This is a genomic window from Clostridium cavendishii DSM 21758, from assembly GCF_900141845.1.
GTDB classification, from domain to species: domain Bacteria; phylum Bacillota; class Clostridia; order Clostridiales; family Clostridiaceae; genus Clostridium_AG; species Clostridium_AG cavendishii.
This window is the reverse complement of record NZ_FQZB01000007.1, coordinates 112,380-133,234: the sequence shown is the minus strand read 5'-3', so window position 1 is coordinate 133,234 and position 20,855 is coordinate 112,380. Positions and strand designations below refer to the sequence as shown.

Below are 20,855 nucleotides of genomic sequence, written 5' to 3'. Positions count from 1 at the left end.
TATACCACAATTTCCCATATAACAAAATATTTACCTGTTTAATATCAATTATTAACCATTATTTATTTTGTGCTTGTATACTTCTCTCATTTTATGTGTTTCTATATCTGCTAATCTTGTAGGTATAGGAATATGACTTTCTTTAGTCACTAAACTAGTTATAATTTTTGTTGAACTTTCTAAATCTATATGATTACCTACTGATATAAAAATAGGTTTTACGTCTTTATGTGTCCTTAGTACCCGCCCATAAGTATCACCATTTATTACTATATCTGTATATGACCCTTCTATATTTTCAGGCATTATAAAATCTGCATTATCAATTTTATAATAACTTTTTGCTACACCAATTGCCGGTTTATTTAAATACATTCCTGCATGAGTAGCTATTCCCATATGACGTGGGTGTAAATATCCATTTCCATCAAATATATATAAGTCAGGAATATTCTTTAACTTTTTTAAGGTTTCCAATATTAATGGAAGCTCTCTAAAAGCAAGACACCCTGGAATATATGGAAAATCAATTTTCCCCATTGAGCTAACATTCTCCACTACATTTTTAGACTCATAATCTATTACACTGATACAACATACTCCATACTCATCTTCATTAGACTTCCAATAAGCTAAATCAACACCTGCAACATTTTTTATATTATTCAATGATAATGTTGAATTAAATGAAATAAAATTATTTAATTCTCTCTGTATATTAATAGCTTCTTTTTCACTTTTTATATTTGAAAACATGTTGTAATTCATAACCTCTTCTTGATTCAGGCTTTGCAAATTTTTCAAAATTTCCTTCTTCCTTTCTTTTAAGCTCTTTTTAAATTTATTAAGTTTCTCTAAAATTCCTCTTCCTTTTTCTTTATCTTATTATAACCCTTTTCTTCTAATATTTTTATTATGGCTATCATATCATTTACATGTTCTGTTGCTCTGGCCATTTTAAATGGAAGCTTTATATTTAGCTTATTTAAATCTGATATAAAGTTATCTTCATAAAACCTAGCTAGCTCTAAAACATCTTTACTTTCCCTCTTTGCTCCTATTTGCATCTTATCTTCACCAGTATCGTCATCTGATTGTAAGTGACCTACATCAGTTATATTCATTAGATGCATAACTTCAAATCCATTATACTCCAATACTCTTTTTAATACATCTTCAAATATATAAGTTCTTAAATTACCTATATGAGCAAAATTATACACTGTTGGCCCACAAGTATATAGTTTAACCTCTTTATCCTTGATTGTTTTAAATTCCTCTACTGATTTACTCATTGTATTATAAAGTCTTAATACCATATATTTTACCTCCCTTAAATCTACATAAAAAAACTGCAATCACTCCACAGTTTTTCTTCTATAAAAAAAAACTCTAGAACTAGACTGCAGTTTATTTTTAATAACTATTGTATTAAATAAGTAAAAATCAAAATGTAGCTATATTACTTATTTCTATGAATAGAAATTTTATATTTAATAAGTAAACTCCTACTACCAAATTTAAAATTTGGATAGTCACTTATAGATATTAAAATTGACATACTACTGCAGTTATTTTTAAATTCTTATTATTCTTAAAATAACAACAGCAACAACACATCATTTTAACATCCTCCTTAAAATTAATTTATTACATTATATTCTAAAACAAGCTAATATGCAACCATTCCAATAATTTTATTTACAAAAATTATAATTCATATTTCTCTACAATTTAAAAAATAGTGCTAAACTAATAGCAATGCAAAAAGATGGTTTAAAAACCATCCTTTACTTATACTTTACTGAAATCTCCATGACCAATGAATTTGGGTCATATCTATAAGAAAGACCTTGTTTTATATTTACATAATTTAGATTTCTATTATCCGATACAACATCAAATAAAGTTTTGGGATTAAAAGTATTATTATCATATTTAGAAGTCTTGCACATAATTGTTTTTTGTTTTTCTTGCAATCCTTTTTTTATTATATTATAAAAATCAGAATGATTATTAGCAATTAGATTATTGTAAACAAAATAATTAAACCTTGTACTATTACATGAAGGATAATTATTTTTATTATAGCTATGGTCCCTACTCATTTCATCATCAGTAAGATTTAAATAATTATAAGTTAGTATTTGCCCTTGCTCAGATATTGGATCATCAAAGGTAGCATCTACTTGATAAGGAGCTCCTCCTATATAAGCAATATCCCATGCATGTGGAACACCATTAGCAGTTCCTGTAACAATCAAAGCTTTAACACCAGAAGCGTTTAAAAGTCTATACATTGCCTCCGAATATCCTTGGCATACTCCACTTTGATTCATTAAAATTCCATAAGCCGTAAAAGCATCCCCAGGCAACGAATTATTTTTTAAGTTTGCATAATCATAAGCACAATTATTTATAACATAATTATGAATTGCTAATTCCTTTTGAAAATCATTCATACCATCTTTAATAATAGAATTAACGACGGCATTAACCTTACCCTTTACCTTATTAAGCTTTGATAAATAAGTATCTTTATCATCTTTATAATTATAATGAAGATATAAAGTATTTCCTTTACTTCCATACTCATAACTTGATATATATCCTGAATAACCATTTTCTTCTGGCACCTTAGCTGCAAGCAATGTTAATTCTTCCAATGTTGTTGATTTAGATTTAATTACTGTATCATTTCCTTCATCAACATTTTTTTTGATTAGATTATAAAGCTCACTTTTATCTTCAACTGCAACTTGTGGAGATGATGTTGAAAAATTATTAGTTTGTTTTTTATCTACAATATTAACACCATTACCATTACTAGAGGAAGTTACAGCTGGAGTTCCATTCTTTGTAGTATCTTTATTTAATTGATTATTTGCATTTTCAAAACGAGAATTTATATCCTCATTAGAGTCATCACTGGTTGAAATATTATTTGACTTTTTATTACTAGAAAAATAATTTAAATTACAACCAATTAAACTAAAAATAGCAAATATAAAAATTAAAAGTAAAGTAGTGATTTTAGTCAATTTCTTCATCTATTTGCCTCCTTTTATATTATTATATGTTCTTAAATACCATTTATCCAATTAAATTTCCAACCCTTTTATCTTAGATTTCATGTAGTCCTATCCTTTGTATCGATGCTTATATTCGTTACTTTAATAAAATCTCTTCTATTTAATCAGATTTTATCCATTAATTCACAGATGCTTTATCCTTCATTTCTAAACTATCATCTTCCAAATTTCAACATAATGTGATATTATTATCTATGCAATAAATATTTTTACATTTAATATATAAAAAGGAGTTTAATATGAAAAAGAAAATAGCTTTACTAATTATTGTTTCTATCTTATCAGTTAATTTATTAGCTTGTGGTAGTAAAAAAGAAAATGTTAAAAATGACAAAAATTCTACTGTAGAAGATTCTTCGAAAAAGGAAGAAACTACAAAAAAAGAAGAACCTACAAAAAAGGAAGAAAGCACAAAAACTCAAAGTACTGCTGGTAAAAGCAATGAAGCTAAGCCTTCAACTTTAAAAGCTCCATTAGAAATTGGACAAACAGGAATAGCATCTAAAATTGCTGCAAAAGACCCAAATCTTCATAATTCAAATGTATCCTTAACAAATATCATAAGAGGTGAGGAAGCAAAAAAACTAGTAGATGAATTCAATTCAAATCATAGGGCTGTACAAATTGCTCCACTTGAAAGTAGTCAACTTGAATATGCTGTTGCCGAATATGATATTACTATACCAGAAGATTTTCCTCATGATATTGATGGCCCTGGAATAGAGATAAGCTCTGAGATAAATGGCCTTGATGGAGAAGGATTAGTCTATGATGGAGTTCTTTATGTTAATACAACTTGTGACATTAGTCCTAAAGGAAGTGAAAATGTTGTTTTAAAGCCTAATGTTCCAGGAAAAGGACGATTTGCATTTACAATTCCAAAAGGTTGTACTAATTATTTAGTTTTATTGGGAGAATTTGACGGTACTAAAGCATATTTTAAAGGTAAATAATAATTACATATTTAATAAAGCACAATTTTGTTATAAAATTGTGCTTTATTCCACTTTTTCAAACTATTAACTTTTTATCACATCTTAAAATCTATGATTAATTATAGCCTTATATTAACTAAAGGATAAGCTATTTAAAGCAAATATTAAATATCTACTCTAAATAGCTTATTAATTAACTACTCTGTCTCTATAAATACTAAATCCCAAACACATAATTTAGGTATAGTAAACTTTATTGCTTGTCCTTGGCTATGCTCTACATATTCATATTTAAGTTCAATAACATTTCCAGAATTAAAATCTGGTGAGCATAAATAAATTCCCTTAATTTTTTCTACTATTAATGCAGTAACTTCTATATTATCTATTTGATTAGGTAATAATTTTTTAGCTTCATTCCACCTATCATTTTCTAATCCAATATAGTTAACAAGATTTATAACCTTATAATTTTCCTTTTCTTTTATCAATGTATTAACTTTATTTAGTTCTGGTTTTGGTGAAAAATCTGAGCCACTAAATACATATTCTTCATTTATTCCACCAGTATAAGTCATATTTAAATTTATTAGTGATAAATCAAATAACAATTCCTCATACTTAACTATAAAGTCATAATAATTTTTTAGCTTGGAAGTAAATTCTTCACTCGGACTAACTGTATAATTTGCATAATATGGCTCTGCTAAAATACCATTATTTTCTCCAAGTAATAAGTTAAATCCACCATTTGCAAATATAGTTGATAATGTTAATAGTGTTGCATTTTCAGCTTGCTCACTTGGTATATTAAGTTCTTTTAAAAATGGTCTCATATAAGCTGCTAATACTACTTGCTTTTCTTTACAATATCTCTTAGCATTATTTATTAAATCCGCTAAATCTCTATAACTATCATTTGGATTCCAAACTTCTATATACATAACATCTTGTTTTGAATTTGCTACATTTTCTATAGGCCAATTATTTACAGCATTAAATATTAAAAATGGATTTTTACCTGTTTTACTTATTTCATCTTTTACATCATCTATAAAATTCGGAAAATCATCTTTTAAATGTCTTACCTTATTTAAACTTACTGCTTCTTTTGGAAATCCATATTGATCTAAATGAAGTCCATCAAATCCAAAATCTATAGCCTTTTTAAACTCTTCAATTATATGATCATGCCAAGGATTTTCTCTATTAATATCCATTATAAAAAGAAAGTTACCAAAGTCTATAACTTTATTATCATTTCTATATAGTGCACATTCTTTATTACTCTCAAAAAATTCCTTACCAGCACCATAAACAGCGGCATAACCTAAAGCTTTCATACCATACTTATGACCATAATCTATTTTTTGCTTTACAGTATCTATTGAAAGCTTTCTTCCAAGGGGGTCTATGAATTCATTAGTAGGTGGAAGCATTTCATGATGTCTGTACATCCAGTCATAATATTGAACAATATTTAGATGAAACTTATTCATACTTTTTATATCTTCATCATCATAATAATCTTTTGGTGAAAAGTCTGACATAAAACCATATCTAGGACAAAGTTCTGCTTTTTCAACAACATCAAATGCTGTATAAGCCTTTTTCTCTGTTTCATCTAATTTTATAATAGCTTCAACTTCATATCCCTTCATTGCTTTTAAGTCACGTTCTAGTTCAAATGTGAATAACTCATTATTCTTAGAATTTGATACTTTACTTTTACTTGTTACTTTCCTTCCAAGGTTATATATATTTACTTCAATTAAAGTGTTATTTTTTAACTCACCGTTAATTTCAACATTAATCTCAACATTTTCATTTTTCAAATATTGTGCTTTTAATGGATAACATTCTACATAAAAACTCATTCATTTTACTCCTTTTATTTTAATACTTATTCAAAATTCCCATAAATCCAAGAATCTTTTTCACCTGTTAATCTATAATTCAATTTTAAAGTATCTTGATCAGACCATTTACCTGATTTTAATTCACTTAATACTACTGTAAAATGACCCCATTCTCCATTAGCAGGATTACCTATTTCAGAACGTGGAATAACTATTTCTACACCGCCTGTATTGGGATCCCATTGAGGTGCTATTGTATCTGTAATATTTTTGTCTAATGTCCATGCATTATTCTTTACAGTGTATTTATTAAAGCTATCCTCATTACTCTTTCTACTAAACATATATGCCATATCTCTATCTAAAGCAGTTCCATACTTACTTGATTGAGTAGTTGGAGTTTTTCTGTTGAAATTTTCACAGTATACTGTTGATTCAAAAACAGTATCACTATTAAAGCCATTTAACTTCCCAGCTGCATTATTAATTCTTACATATACATTCTTATCATCATTACAAATATAAACCTTACTTATATCAACTTTATTGTCTTTAGATTGAGTATCTCCTAATTTATCAACATAGTAAGGAACATTATTATATTGCTTCCAATCAGCACTTGCACCCTTTGTAACATTAATTTGTTTAAACGTTCCTGAATTATTTTCTGAAGCATAAGTTCTCATATCATATCCATCATATGCTAAAGAAGCTAATACATAAGCTGCTGCTGTTACTGGCTCTGCTGCTGTGCTTACAAGTGGAGCTTCTGTTATATTGCTAACTGATTCTCCTGTAACCATATACCCTACTGCTGTTCTAGTTTTAAACCATTTAAGCATTTCATATGCTTTATCTTTTTTTCCTGTATATGATTGATATATACTATCCCACATAGTCATTTGAGGCCATGATGGAGATGATTCTAATGCTTCATTTCCAGATGGACTGTATTGTGATGTATAATAAAAATTATCATTCTTATATCTTGGTAAACCATATTCATCAACCATTAAATCTTTCTCTAATTTCTTAATATGACTAGTTGCTCTAGAAGAATTTACATCTATTGCCCCTAATGCAAATAAAACATTTGTTGAACTATCTTCTACGTTATTTACAGTATTATCACCATTAATACAACGATTGTAATAACCTTCTTTTACGTTCCATAGACCTTTTGCTACATCTGTATCATCTCTATTTATAGCTGTCAATATTGTACTTGCAGCCCCGTTATAGCTATCCGCTACTGTATTTTCTTTCTTTTCAGTTGCCATTAATGCAGCTGATTTAAGTCCCATTGCATATGCTGCTTGAGTATATGAATAATATTCTGGATAATCTCCTTCTTCCCATATACTCTTATCTGCTGGTCCAAATCCATTTGTATTATTAATCCTGTACATTATAAAATCTGATGTCTTCTTAACTGCTGGATAAATAGCATTTAAAAATTCCTTATCCTTTGTTAATTCATAATGCTTTTGTGCTCCAATTAAAAACATTCCTAATGAATCATATTCTGGTTCAACAAAGTTCGCATTATTATTATTCCATAAATCAAAACATGTATGGAAGGAACCATCATCACTTTGTCTTGCAGCTAACCATCTCCAATACTTACCAGCTTCATCATTAAAGCCTGCTGCATCCAAACTCATTGCTGTAACAGCTGAATCTCTTGCCCAAACTTTATATCCATATGCTAAAGGATTTGTTGTAGCTGGCATAGCTCCATCATTTGAACTATTTCCTGGCTTAGTACAATTCTTTATCATTATTAAATTTCTTTTATATACTGTTGTTAAATCAGCATCTTTTAATTTAGGTATCTTTTTCCCCTTAAACCATTCATTATATAGATTAGATGTGTGTTCAAACCAAGCCTTACCTGTTTTTGCTTTAGCTGTATTACATACATTGTTTATTTCATTTGTATCCTTTGCAAGTCCCATATAAAAATATATTTCTTCTGATGCATTTGGTGCTATATCTACATTTTGTTCAAATGCAGCAGAGACATTCTGAGCAGAAACACTATTATTATTTTTTAAACTTCCACTTTCATTAAATGAAGACCATGGAGATACATCTTTTTTAGAACTATTAAGCTCTGAATCATTAGCACATTGATAACTATCTGCTTTAGTGAAAGCTCCTAATATTAAAGCAGGTTGTCCAGAATTACTTCTATCAATTATAATAGCATTCTTTTCTTGACTATATTCTGCTTTAATTTCTTTATTGCTTTTATTGCCTGAATGTAACATATCTAAAATATTATATTTTATAGACTTATCTGTTTTATTTTTTAAAGTATATTTAGTTACTATAAAATTTTGCTTTGGCACCATAGCATAATCTTTAGATATTTCAACATTAGGAATGTATTTTTCTCCATATTTTAAAAGATTATTGTGCAATATACCATTCTCATCATAGTAGCCCTCTGAACTAAAGTTATGTGGTTCATTGTATTTTACACCATTTGTCTCATCTCTAAAAAATGATGAATAATCTTGTATTTGATTAGTTCCCCAATCACCAGCATATCTTAATTCATCAATTCTAGGACCTTTCGTACTACTATTATCATTGTCACTTAGCTTACTTGACTTCCATATAGCCATCATATCATTCCAGTTTGAAGCATATAAACTAGTTACTGATACATTTTTTTCAACAACTATAAGGTTATCAAGATTAATATCTCCATCATTACTATTATCTACAGCAACCTTTATAGAGTGCTTTCCTGCAGATAAATTTGTTCCAACATCTGTACTTCCCCAGTTCTCCCAATTTCCTAAACCTTTAAAGTATGCCTTACTTATGAATTTTCCATCACAATAAACTTCTCTTTCAGCAATCTTATCATTACCATTAGCATATCTTAATCTTAATGTATAGCCAGTATCTTTAGGTATATTAATATCAAATTGAACATAATCCCCCTTCTTTCCATAGGAATCTATAAAACCTTCACCGGTATACCCCTTATGGTTATTATTGACCTGTACATTATTTTTAGTTGCAGCCTCAGCTTCATAACAACTTTCATTGTATACTTGAGCACTTGCAAATGTATTTTTAGTAACTAAACCTGATGAAAATGTTACTAAAAATACTAACATTTTTGATAGATTTCTTTTTGTTTCGTTTCTCATAATTACCCTCCTACTATTTTTCTAATATTTTTAAATGATCTAAATTTATAGCTTTTTTAGAATCATTATTATCATAATAAAGCGCAATCGTATGCACTCCAGGTAATAAATGACTATCAAAAGTTGATTCAGACCAACTTTCCCAATCTTTTAAGTTATTAAAGTTTATTACTCCCTGGTCTTTGCCATCTATTATAAGATGTAATTTAGCAGCTTCACCTGTACTATTTGAATATCTAAACTGTAATTTATAATCTTTTTCTTTATCTATTTGTATCTGGAATGTGACCTCATCTCCCATTTCTGAAAATCCATCAATAAATCCGGTTCCAGTATAGCCTGTATGATTGGTATTAACACCAACATTAGTTTTTATTGCATCTTCTGCCTCATATATATTATTTTTTGATAGTATATTTCTTTTTACATAAATCATATCCCAATACTCTAAACTAGGAACTACATAACTAATATAAAATCCGCCTTGATCATTACCAGTTGTATATTCTAAATATTTAGATTCACATTGATTAGTATCTGGTGATGCCAAAAATACACCTTCTATTTTTGTACCTTTAGGAAAATATTGCTTTATTTTTAGATTTTCCTTTAGAGTTGGCTTATTTGTTGAGTTTCTCCATTCCCCATCCTTATCACTTGTTAAATTTATTAGATGTAGAATGTCATAGTCAGTACTTGTCCTGTTTATATGCCATATAGATTCACCTTTACCATCTCCTGAAATCTTTTCTTTATCTATATAAATACTCTGATCACCACTATCTCCATTAATTAAACTACTGTCAAAAAGCAAGTTTTCATAGGACGTCAAAAATTTATAATAATTTTTCATACTATTTCTAAGTGATAAGTCCATTACTTTACTGCTGTTTGGATAATATTCATGAGGTAGCATAGATACATCATTACTACCGCCTGCTCCCAATTCAATATGTGTCGCACCACTAGCAGCCATTGTAGCATCTGTTAATCTTATTGATGGTTCATTAAAGACCCCTATAGTTAGGCTATCCAAATTTATTGATCCATTATCATCATTTTCATATACTACTTTAACTTTATGCTTTCCAGGCTTTAAATTTACATTTACTACAGAATCAAAAGCAAATTTGTCCCAAGTTCCTTGTAAGTAAAAATTAGCTTTACCAACTTTATTACCATCTACATATATCGTTCTTGTAGCATTCTCACTGTTATTTCCATATTGAAATATTAAAGGGTATGTCCATTCACCATCTATATCAATATTAAATTGAACAAAATTACCTTTATGAGAAAAATTTTGTAAAAAACCTTTTCCTGTATACCCTGAATGATTTTTTTCTATATCTGGACCTTTAAATTCCGCATCTTCAGCTTCATATTTTACTCCAGTATTCTCATTGTAGTTCATATAAGCAGCTAATACTAATGCCTTTCCTTTACTATTACATCTAACTTGTTCTATATAGTTTCTTAACTCATTATACTTATTAGATTTCCACCATATTTCACTAAAGTTAAGATCAGTTTTAGCATTTTTACTTATATCATTAACAGCCCAGCCATTAACTGTCCCATCAACAATATTAAAATCAATATAGCTTTTTTCTTTGTTGTTATTTGATAACTCTTTTTTAACAGCATTCACTAAACTAGAAAAAGAATTTTCAAGATCATATTTTTCACCATTATAATTAAAAATATTATCTCTTTGTCCCATTTGATCTATTTGAATTCCATCAAATCCAAATGTATTTATACAGTCTTTGTATGAATTTGAAATAAACTCTTGCCATTTCTTATTACTAGGTGCAAATAGCCATAAATATTTTCCATTATTGAAATCCACATTTAATTGACTTTTATGATACTTATCTTGAAATAATCCCCATTCTGGATTTACTCCATTTAAATCATAGCCTTCCCTACTTGCATATGACATCATATAAGCTAAAGCTTTTCCATTTTTATTATGAATATTATCTACATATTCTTTAATAACATCTCCCTGTATATCTCTATCAAATAAGTCTTCCCAACTATTTTCAACTTTCTGATTATTTCTTTTTATTGGAACCTCATGTCTCCACATCCAATCATAAAATTGAAATGAATTTACATAATACTCATTAGTTAATGTATCAATTTGTTCTTTAATATCTTCTTTGCTTATAGATTTACCAAAATTAGGTATATATCCATATCTAGGATATTCGCTCCAACTAGAACATACATCTAAAGCTGTTGTTTTACTCTCTCCTCTATCAATAGCTACTTTCACCAAATACCCTCTTTTATCAATATTTGGTAGAGGACAATTGAATTCTTTTATCTGAGTTTTATTTTTCTCTATTTTTACCTCTTCACTTGTTGAATAGATTATCTTTTCTTTATCATAAATTTTTATGGACAAAGTAGAGTTAGTAGAAGTTGTTAATTTATTTTCTAACTCTACTTTTATCTTAGGTTTTTCTCCTGGACTGTACCTAACCTTATCTGTAGATAAATTTTTTATTATTATTTCATTTTCTGCTGCTTGTACATTTTCATATTTAATACTGTTAAATGAATTCAAAAATATTGCTAACGTTAAAGAAAGAATTTTAAATGTTTTATACCATACCTGTCTTCTTACCATTTAATCCTCCTATATATTAAATATAACCTTTAATATTATTGTTTTATTCCTCCATCATTTAAACCAGATTGAACAAAATACTTTTGAGCTACTATAAATATAATTATCTCTGGTATAAATGTAATCATTGCACCAGCAAACACTAGCCCCCAAGAAGTTGCATGTTGTCCTCTAAATAATTGAAGTGCCACTGGTAATGTCCATTTATCAGAATCCTTTATAAACGTTAAAACTCCAAAAAAATCACACCAAGTTCCTGTAAACACTCCTATTCCTAGAGTTCCAAGCGCTGGTTTAGATAATGGTAATATTATTTTCCTATATATAGTCCATCTTCCTCCACCATCTATTAGAACTGATTCCTCTAGTTCTCTTGGTAATTGCTCAAAAAAACCTCTTAAAAAGAATGTATTCCCAGCAATTGATCCTCCTACTGCTAACAAAATTAAACCTTTATAAGTATCTATTAGCCCTAAACTATTTACTACGCTATATTGTGCAACAATGTTTAATACTCCCGGTACCATCATTGTAAAAAGATAAATATTAAATATTATCTCTTTTCCAGGAAAATCAAATCTTGAAAATCCATATGCTGAAAGTGACGAAAATAATAATACAAATATTGTTGTAGATACTGCTAAAAAAGTCGAATTTATAAAATATCTAAAAAAATTATTTGAATTCCAAACCTCAACATAGTTGCCAAAATACCAATCTGTAGGAAAAATTCTTGGTGGATATGGCAATGTAAATGTTTCTTTAACTAGTGAAGTAGAAAACATAGATAAAAATGGTATTAATGCCATTAAAACAAATATCCATAATACTATGTGTATAATTATTTGAATACTCCTGTTCTTAACCATACCTCTTCCCCCTTAGTTTCTTTCATATTTAAAAAACTTATTTTTGAATGCGGTTAGTAAAATTATAGATAACCCTATCATTACACTTAATGCACAAGCATATCCGAAGTTGAAATACTTAAATGCCTGATTATACATATAATTTTGAAGTACATCTGTTGTTCCTAATGGTCCACCTTGAGTCAGCATATAAACTGCTATAAAAACATTAAATGATCCTATTATTAAATTAATCAATATAAAGAATGTTGTATTTTTTAATAAAGGCAATGTTATCTTAAAAAACTTCTTTGCTGGAGTAGCACCATCTATTGCTGCTGCTTCGTATATATCTTTGGATATATTCTGTAACCCTGCTAAATATATAAACATAGTCCATCCAACATTTTTCCATAATCCAAATACCCATATTACTGCATTTGCAGTCCATGTATTCTGTAACCATCCAATAGGCTCCTTTATTATATGAAATTTCATCAATATATAGTTTGCAAGACCCCCATCACCATCTTGAAAGATATAAATAAATATTATTGCTACAACTATCCAGTCTATTAAAACAGGTAAATATAATGCTCCTCTATAAAACAAATTAAATTTTTTAACATTATTTATAAGAACAGCTAATATTAGTCCTATAATTAACCCTGGTGGAATTGTAAAAATACCATATAAGATTACATTTCTAAATGCTAACCAAAATTTTTCACTTTCTTCACCAAATAATGCAAGTTTATAATTATCAAGTCCAATAAAAGGACTTTCGGCACCTGGCATAATATTATATTTAGTAAAACTCATATATATATTTTTAATTTGCGGATATATAACAAATATTGTTATCAATGCCATTCCTATTAATATATAAGGAGCTACTTCAAGCCATTGTCTTAAACCCAATAATATCTTTTCTTTTCTCGTCTTTTTTTTAACTCTTAAATTATTTACAACCACTTGTTCACCCATTCAAGTCACCCTCTTCTAAACTCACTATTTTTCTTGAAGTAGTTTATCCATTTGTTTTGCTAAATCATCTAAAACTTCTTTAGAAGTAGCTTTCTTTTTCATAGCCTTTTCAAATCCTTTGGAAATTTTATCATTCATTTCTTCCCACTTTGGATGTGGTACTCTTGCCCAAGCTGTTTTAAGTTGTTCTCCATAAACCTTCATAACAGGATTCTCTAAAACTTTTGAATCATTAGCTGCATCTAAATTTGTAGGATTTATACCAGCTTCAATAGCCATAGTTTTTTGTGGTTCTGTGGATGTAAGATACTTCATAAACTCCCAAACTTCTTTTGGATGCTTCGTATTATTGAACATAACCAAATCTTCTCCACCAACTACTGATATATTACCAGCACTACCTTTAGGTAAAGTAGTATTAATTGTTTTATTTTTGGCTTCATCCTTTAATATACTATAAAACCATGGCCCATCATCTATCATTAGATATTCTCCATCTTTTTTTATTCCATCCCATGTAGTAGGTTGTCCGCCATTTAAGCATTTTCCTAGTATTCCATCTTCATTCAATTTGACTAATTTCTCTAAAGCAGCAACACTTTCTGGGCTGTTTATATATCCATCTGCTTTTGAATATTTTTCATCAGTATATTTTCCTCCTAAGCTCATGAAATAAGACCCCATTCCCCAAGCATCATTTCCAGCTATACCAATAACACCATTCTTATGCTTTGCTTTAATCTTATATGCTATATCCACCAATTCATCAAAAGTTTTAGGCGCTTCTGTTGATCCAGCTTCTGCTAAGACTTTTTTATTATAAATAGCTGCTTTTGTATTCGTATTCAATGGAACTCCGTAATATTTATCTTTCCACTTATTTGTATTCATTGGTGCTTCAAAGGATTTATCTTTTATTTCTTTAAAGCCATCCATATCATTAACATTTTTTAAAGCTCCCGTATTAGCAAACTCTGGCACCCAAACTATATCCATTCTCATTAAATCTGGACAAGATTTTCCAGCAACACCTTGTACTACTTGTTGTTTTAATCCATCAGTAGGCATTCTAATAGCCTTTATTTTAATATTAGGATGTTTTTTATTCCATTCTGGCAAGACTTTTTTATTAAATATTTCATCTTCTGTGTCACTATATGTGTGCCAAAATTTTAATTCTACTTGTTCACCCCCATCCTTAGCTGTTGCTGAGTTTTCTTTTCCACAACCTGCAAACATTGTTCCAATAATTAGGCCACTCATGAGTAATCCTACTATTTTTTTTAATCTCATTTTTAATACCCCCTAATAAGTAATATATTTAAATCTTAATTCATTGAATGAAATAAGATTATATGCAAAATTTAAAGATCATAAGCTTTTTTTTGCTTCTTCATATAGTTTTAATTCAAAAATTTTTGAAATAGCAAGTGTAGCAGCACCTAATTGCCATGCTTCATTTTCCATTTCTGATACCACTATTTCTATTTGCTTAGGATGTTTCCTAAAAAAATTATTTTTAACAATTTCTTTAATGGTAGGTAGCATAAATTTTTGCATTTTCATGCCTTCACTAGCTAAAATAATAGTAGCTGGATTTAGTAAATTTATTAAACTTAATATTCCATATCCGAGCCATCTAGCAGATAAAGCAAGTGCATCTATTGCCAATTTTTCACCATTACTTGCATACTCTTCAATTCTATTTATTGTTAAATTATCTATATAATTTATTTTGCATCCCTCATATTTACTGATATTCTCTAATATATATTGGCGCATTGCATTTTCTGCAGCATAAGCTTCTAAACATCCTTTGGCACCACATTCGCACATTCTACCTTCTGGTAATATTACCATGTGTCCAAATTCTCCAGCTCCTCCTAATTCTCCATAATATATTTTTCTATCTATTACTATTCCACACCCAATGCCTGTTCCATAAGTTATAACTACAAAATTATCTCTATTTTTGCCTTTTCCATAATAAAGCTCAGCTAACGAATAAACATTTACATCGTTATCTACATAAACTGGTACACCAAACTCATTTTCTAACTCTTTTGAGAGTTCAACGTTTTCAATAGATAGTAACCCTGAATATATTAGCTTTCCCTCTTTTTGATCTACTAATCCAGATACAGCTATACCTATTCCCATTAATTTATTCTTTATATTATTAACTTTTATTATTTCATATACTGCTTTTTTTATAGTATCTATTAAAATATTGCCTGAGATTTTTTCTGTAAGATTTGCCTTTAAATTAAATAATATTTCACCCTTTAGATTTGTTAAAGATACCAGTATTTTATGTTCCTCTATCTTTATTCCTATTACATTTCCATAATTCTTGTTAAAGTTTAGTAGTACTGGCTTACGCCCACCAGTTGAAATGTCTTCACCAATTTCATAAACTAATTCCTCATTTATTAGTTCCTCTATAATATTTGTAATTGTTGATAAGCCTAATTTCAGATTTTTAGATATATCCGTTCTACTAATTCCTTCATTTTTTCTTATTTCATTAATAACTTGTGTTCTATTAATATCCTTTATGAACCTTTTACTTCCATTTCTTACTTTCATTTTCATCACCTGTAAATAATGTTAACACACTTCATTCACTGAAACAAGTATGTCTATTCTAAAATCGCTCGACACTTTAACCCTAAAATCTTATATTTTTTTACAGGCAAATATATCATCTTTACAAAAAAAATTCTTTGTAAATATACTTTTATTATGTATATAAATAATTCTTATTAAATTTATTCTCATAATTTTTTTTAATAATTCTTTAATTAAAATAAAATTTTATTAATTAAATTAGTTTTTGTTAAGATAAAACTCTTATTTATTACATTTCTATGAGTAAGTTCGAATTGATTAAATCCAAAATCCAGATTATCACTTAGTTTGTATAATAAAAAAATGAAAAATTTAAAAAGGTGCTGTATCAAAATAATTTTTGATACAGCACCTTTTAATCTAAATTAAACTTTCTAATTCATTATTTTTAGAATTTAATAACTTTAAAACTCTATTAAGCAAATCTATCTCACCTGATAAAATTTCTATCCTTTTCTTGTCTAAATCTTCTGAGTTTAGCATAGTAACTATATTACCAACTAAAGCATTTATATCTTCTATTAAATATTCTATAGTTTCTTTATTATTTTTAATAGACCCTTGTATTAAAATCTCTCTTTTACTTATCTTGTCTTGACCACCTGTTATCCATTTTAATCCCTTATAGGTTCCTACACCTAATAAAACAGCAACTCCTATTCCTGTAACAATCGAACTCAATCCTAGTATTCCACCTAATCCCAAGGCTGCCAGTCCTGATGTAACTCCAGCTACACTTAAGCCTAAGACTGATCCACTTAAATAGACAGCTACTACTGGAACCCCAACAGCTGCCCCTTTAGAAGCTAATTCTCTAAACTTACTTATAACTTCAACTTCTGTAAATTCCCCTGAAAATATTTTTTTATCAAGCTCAATTGCCTCGTCTAAAAAATCAACCTGGTATGCATTTATATTATAATCACTTGCAACCATTGAAATAAACGCCATCTGACTCTCATCTAATTTAGCATGAGTAGCTTTACCAATTCTTATAATATCTTTAACCAATGAAAAATGTAAAACTACTTCTGATGCCTCTGGAATATTCATTTCCATTCTAATTAACATTTTTCTAACATCTTCAGAAGGGTTTTCTAAATACTTTTGTATACGTTTTCTGCTACTTCTGGTTAACTTTATTTGTGTCATTAAAGAATATAACTCCGAAATTTCTTTTTCATTTATTTCACTATCACTATTCATAAAAGCAATTATTACTTTTATATAATTCTCTTTTACTTCATCATTCATGTATTCTAACGCCACATATTTATCAGACTTACCAACTCTACCATCATTTTTCAACTCTATGATTTCTTTAAGCATTTTTTCCATTGATGTTTTTTGATAAAACGGTGACTTTATTTTAATCTTTAAATCATTCGAACATATAATTTCAATAACTCTATCTGAATCTTTTTCTTTTTCTAAGCTAGTTACAATTACATCTTCTATTTCTGAATATTGAATATATTTAACCTTTTCGAAAGCTTCTTTAATGTAAATACCTGCATTAGTAAATAACATTCCTTCTTTCCCACTACCCAATAAAGTAGTATCAATTAATCCATAAACCTTTGTTTGTTCTACAGAATTTGCATAAGTTTTTATAGCATTATTAAGTTTTTTTTCAGGTATTTCTCCAAAGTTATAAAACTCTATAGCCGAAACTATTTTATCACCATAGCTTCTTAATATCTGTTTAAGTTCACTATATTCTTCCATTCCGAACCCTCCATATATTATTCACTATTAATTATACAATATTTTTAAAGTTATTAAAATGCTTAATAAAAATATAAATTAAGTAAAATTTATATTGCATAAAAAATAACTATTTATCAAAAATAAAACTCTTTAACTGAAGCATTAACACTTTATTTAAAAAATCAACATCAAAACCAAATGAGAAGTAATCTAATCCTTTAGAAAAACGTACTATAATATATAAGATAGCTTTAATAAATCAATAAAAAATTTGTAAACCTTTTTATTGATTTTATGATAATATTCATATATTACCCACTTTCACACGTAAAAAACTCCCTTAGAAAAAATCTAAGGGAGTTTAAAAAAACAATCTATATTAAACGTATTTAGCCATTTTTATTATTCTTTCACCCAAAAGTACTTTATCAAAGACTTTTTTATAATCTAGTTTTTCATAAAACTTACTTACATTTTCATTTTTAGCTAATAACGAAATACCATCATACTCTTCTTTTTTAGCAACTTGCTCTGCATACTTCATTAACTTTTTACCTACTCCAAGCCCTCTTGCAGTCTCATCAGTAGCAATATTTGCTATATACAGATTACCTCTTCTACACTCTCTAAATAACATGTATTTAACTCTAGTAATCATATAATAAATTTTTTCACTAATTCCATACATCTTCTTTAATTGTTTAAAATCGGTTTTCATGCTTAATCTATCTAATTTATCATAAGGTATTAATATCATAGCACCTAATATTTGTTCATCTTTTTCTGCTACGGTTATATACTCAGTACTATATCTTGAACCTTCTGTTTTTATTAAAATTTTTAGATTTTCTAAACATTCTTGCTCAGATTCTCCTCCTCAAACGTAATCTGGATGAACCTCTGTACAATAAATAAGTTTCGCTAAAGTATCTACATCTTGTTTTTTTGCCTTTCTTAGTATAATATTTTTGTTTTCCACAACAATTACCTCCTGTATAGTTAATCAAATTAACTTTATGAGTCTATTATACCTGAATTTTATATACTTATTAATTCACTTCTATGTTCTATAAAATGTACTTTCATGCTAACTTCATATTTATCTGTTATATTATAAACACATAACAATTTGCTTTTTCTAATTTTCAGTACAATATAATAAATTTATATTTAAAATTAATATACGATTTTATGTTATTGTATAATTAACATAAAATCATATATATGATTTTTAAAAATATATATCAGAAAATTCAATATCTATATTTTTAATTATATTACTATTATGGGATCTATTATTTTTCAATTCATGTTCCACCGATTCCAATACAGGTAATTCTATAATAAACTCGCTTCCCACACCTACTTCACTTTTTACCGCTATAGTTCCTTTATGTAATTCAACCAAAGCTTTTACAAGAGACAATCCCATTCCACTTCCTTCTTTATTTCTTGTAAAAGATTTATCAACTTGTTTAAATTTATCAAAAATAAACTTCTGCTGCTCAGTTGGGATACCTATTCCATCATCCTTTACAGATATAATTACACTTTCTTGTTTATCAAAAATACTAACATATATAGTTCCATTGTTACTTCTAAATTTTACCGAATTTGAAATAAGATTAAGAAGTATTCTTTCAATAGCATCTAAATCAATATTTAAATATTTTTCTTCTACATTTGTATCAAATATAACATTCATGCCATGGGCTTCTATATAATTTGAAACAGATAATACAACATCCTCTACTATCATTACTACATTACTATATGTTAAATTCAAGTTTAAAAAGCCGGAATCTATTTTAGTGGAATCTATTATATTATTAATTAATCTTAAAAGCCTATAACAATTTTGCTTTATTATCTTATTATATTTTTGTGAAACTTCATCCTTATTATTTAATTCTAGTAATTGAAGCGCACTATAAATTACGTTTATTGGAGTTTTAAGTTCATGAGATAAATTAGCAAAAAACTCAGTTTTAAGCTTTTCATTTTCCTTAGCTTCATTTAATAACTTTAACTCTTTATTAATTTTTTCCGTTTTAAGCTTTTCGTCATTTAATTTAATAATAGTCTTTTCTAATTCTATAGTTTTTAATTGAAGATCTATATTTTTATTATTTAAATCATTAAAAATTGCATTTACAGGATTTTTTATTACATTTTCAACTAAAGCTTTATATAGAAAATAATAAGATATAAATTTTAAAGTATGATTACATATATCAAAATCATTATAAGTCGAATTATTAATAATAACCATATATCTTACCAATATTGATAATATTAGATATATCCCCATATAAGTTACAGTTTTTTTACTAAAATATTTTCTATTTTTAAAGAAAAGAATAATTGATAATAACATTGAAAAAATCACTATAATGTCACACATGATAGCAAATCTAGTTTTCCCTACCGACACAATAAAACATGTAGGAAAATAATTCGTAAAAAAGATTATATATACTAATACTAAAGAAATAATTATATAAAAATAAAAAATTATATATTTTTTTAAAGGTCTGTATAAAAAAATAAAAGATATCATTATAGATATTCCTTCTACAAGTCTAAAAGTTATATTTAATTGTTCTGATAAATTTATTGCTACTTTTGGATTATAAGAACTCTCCATATACACAACACAATGTAAACAATTAAAAAGAGAAACAAATCCAAATAAAGCTCCAAAAAAAAGAAAATAATTGTTTTGTGACATTCTATACGAATTAATAATAATAATAACACTACTAAAACATATCGCTGTATTTAATGTTTCAATAATACTATGAGCTATTATATGGTTTGCTTTCCTTATATATAAAATAAATGGTAGTAAAAGTATAAAAATAATATATTTATGAATATTATTTTCATTTAATATTTTTTTAAAGTTAAAGTTTTTTAACCCCTCTTCCACAGTACACCTCATACATCTTAAGTATATTTGTAAATTTAATAAATAACTTA

General features: G+C 27.6%; 14 protein-coding genes. 1 reads left to right on the top strand and 13 read right to left on the bottom strand.

All coding sequences use genetic code 11. The annotated features are described in order from the left end of the window. Positions 1–51: 51 nt before the first annotated feature. The 3 genes from BUB01_RS07845 to BUB01_RS07835 all read right to left on the bottom strand — a co-directional run bounded on the left by BUB01_RS07845 (position 52) and on the right by BUB01_RS07835 (position 3,050). Entirely contained in the window at positions 52–768 is a 717-nt protein-coding gene (locus BUB01_RS07845; protein ID WP_072986305.1) for an endonuclease V, read from the bottom strand. Between the two features lie 86 nt (positions 769–854). Continuing rightward, positions 855–1,319: a class I tRNA ligase family protein gene (locus BUB01_RS07840; RefSeq protein WP_084108511.1), complete on the bottom strand. Its 465-nt coding sequence runs from the start codon at positions 1,317–1,319 to the stop codon at positions 855–857. A 471-nt stretch (positions 1,320–1,790) separates the two neighbouring features. Further along, a complete protein-coding gene (locus tag BUB01_RS07835; RefSeq protein WP_072986152.1) occupies positions 1,791–3,050 on the bottom strand; it encodes a transglutaminase domain-containing protein in 1,260 nt (419 codons plus the stop codon). A gap of 281 nt (positions 3,051–3,331) precedes the next feature. On the opposite strand from BUB01_RS07835, the gene BUB01_RS07830 reads away from it, so the two are divergent. After that, entirely contained in the window at positions 3,332–4,045 is a 714-nt protein-coding gene (locus tag BUB01_RS07830) for a hypothetical protein (RefSeq protein ID WP_072986151.1), read from the top strand. Positions 4,046–4,224: 179 nt separating this feature from the next. Here BUB01_RS07830 and BUB01_RS07825 read toward each other — a convergent pair whose 3' ends face one another. From BUB01_RS07825 to BUB01_RS07780, 10 genes are all read right to left on the bottom strand, one after another. Continuing rightward, positions 4,225–5,904, bottom strand: a complete 1,680-nt coding sequence (locus BUB01_RS07825; RefSeq protein ID WP_072986150.1) for a glycoside hydrolase family 66 protein — start codon at positions 5,902–5,904, stop codon at positions 4,225–4,227. Between the two features lie 26 nt (positions 5,905–5,930). After that, the gene (locus BUB01_RS07820) at positions 5,931–9,056 is read right to left on the bottom strand and encodes a CBM35 domain-containing protein (protein WP_072986149.1); all 3,126 of its coding nucleotides are present in this window, start codon (positions 9,054–9,056) and stop codon (positions 5,931–5,933) included. A 13-nt stretch (positions 9,057–9,069) separates the two neighbouring features. Beyond that, positions 9,070–11,697: a glycoside hydrolase family 66 protein gene (locus BUB01_RS07815; RefSeq protein ID WP_072986148.1), complete on the bottom strand. Its 2,628-nt coding sequence runs from the start codon at positions 11,695–11,697 to the stop codon at positions 9,070–9,072. A 35-nt stretch (positions 11,698–11,732) separates the two neighbouring features. Beyond that, complete coding sequence (locus tag BUB01_RS07810; RefSeq protein ID WP_072986147.1) at positions 11,733–12,566, bottom strand: carbohydrate ABC transporter permease; 834 nt, start codon at positions 12,564–12,566, stop codon at positions 11,733–11,735. 12 nt (positions 12,567–12,578) lie between these two features. Then, on the bottom strand, positions 12,579–13,532 hold the full coding sequence (locus BUB01_RS07805; RefSeq protein ID WP_072986146.1) for a carbohydrate ABC transporter permease: 954 nt from the start codon (positions 13,530–13,532) through the stop codon (positions 12,579–12,581). 24 nt (positions 13,533–13,556) lie between these two features. Continuing rightward, the gene (locus tag BUB01_RS07800) at positions 13,557–14,825 is read right to left on the bottom strand and encodes an extracellular solute-binding protein (RefSeq protein ID WP_072986145.1); all 1,269 of its coding nucleotides are present in this window, start codon (positions 14,823–14,825) and stop codon (positions 13,557–13,559) included. Between the two features lie 78 nt (positions 14,826–14,903). Next, a complete protein-coding gene (locus tag BUB01_RS07795) occupies positions 14,904–16,121 on the bottom strand; it encodes an ROK family transcriptional regulator (protein ID WP_072986144.1) in 1,218 nt (405 codons plus the stop codon). 402 nt (positions 16,122–16,523) lie between these two features. Beyond that, the gene (locus tag BUB01_RS07790; protein ID WP_072986143.1) at positions 16,524–17,891 is read right to left on the bottom strand and encodes a hypothetical protein; all 1,368 of its coding nucleotides are present in this window, start codon (positions 17,889–17,891) and stop codon (positions 16,524–16,526) included. Between the two features lie 361 nt (positions 17,892–18,252). Continuing rightward, complete coding sequence (locus BUB01_RS07785; RefSeq protein ID WP_341422553.1) at positions 18,253–18,669, bottom strand: GNAT family N-acetyltransferase; 417 nt, start codon at positions 18,667–18,669, stop codon at positions 18,253–18,255. Positions 18,670–19,104: 435 nt separating this feature from the next. Further along, a complete protein-coding gene (locus BUB01_RS07780; RefSeq protein WP_084108508.1) occupies positions 19,105–20,817 on the bottom strand; it encodes a sensor histidine kinase in 1,713 nt (570 codons plus the stop codon). Between the last annotated feature and the right edge of the window lie 38 nt (positions 20,818–20,855).

Excerpts from the sequence above, each read along its gene's own strand:
- BUB01_RS07835 (WP_072986152.1), bottom strand. The coding sequence starts at position 3,050 with ATGAAGAAATTGACTAAAATCACTACTTTACTTTTAATTTTTATATTT.
- BUB01_RS07825 (WP_072986150.1), bottom strand. The coding sequence starts at position 5,904 with ATGAGTTTTTATGTAGAATGTTATCCATTAAAAGCACAATATTTGAAA.
- BUB01_RS07820 (WP_072986149.1), bottom strand. The coding sequence starts at position 9,056 with ATGAGAAACGAAACAAAAAGAAATCTATCAAAAATGTTAGTATTTTTA.
- BUB01_RS07800 (WP_072986145.1), bottom strand. The coding sequence starts at position 14,825 with ATGAGATTAAAAAAAATAGTAGGATTACTCATGAGTGGCCTAATTATT.
- BUB01_RS07810 (WP_072986147.1), bottom strand. The coding sequence starts at position 12,566 with ATGGTTAAGAACAGGAGTATTCAAATAATTATACACATAGTATTATGG.
- BUB01_RS07795 (WP_072986144.1), bottom strand. The coding sequence starts at position 16,121 with ATGAAAGTAAGAAATGGAAGTAAAAGGTTCATAAAGGATATTAATAGA.
- BUB01_RS07830 (WP_072986151.1), top strand. The coding sequence starts at position 3,332 with ATGAAAAAGAAAATAGCTTTACTAATTATTGTTTCTATCTTATCAGTT.
- BUB01_RS07815 (WP_072986148.1), bottom strand. The coding sequence starts at position 11,697 with ATGGTAAGAAGACAGGTATGGTATAAAACATTTAAAATTCTTTCTTTA.
- BUB01_RS07790 (WP_072986143.1), bottom strand. The coding sequence starts at position 17,891 with ATGGAAGAATATAGTGAACTTAAACAGATATTAAGAAGCTATGGTGAT.
- BUB01_RS07840 (WP_084108511.1), bottom strand. The coding sequence starts at position 1,319 with ATGGTATTAAGACTTTATAATACAATGAGTAAATCAGTAGAGGAATTT.
- BUB01_RS07805 (WP_072986146.1), bottom strand. The coding sequence starts at position 13,532 with ATGGGTGAACAAGTGGTTGTAAATAATTTAAGAGTTAAAAAAAAGACG.
- BUB01_RS07780 (WP_084108508.1), bottom strand. The coding sequence starts at position 20,817 with ATGAGGTGTACTGTGGAAGAGGGGTTAAAAAACTTTAACTTTAAAAAA.
- BUB01_RS07845 (WP_072986305.1), bottom strand. The coding sequence starts at position 768 with ATGAATTACAACATGTTTTCAAATATAAAAAGTGAAAAAGAAGCTATT.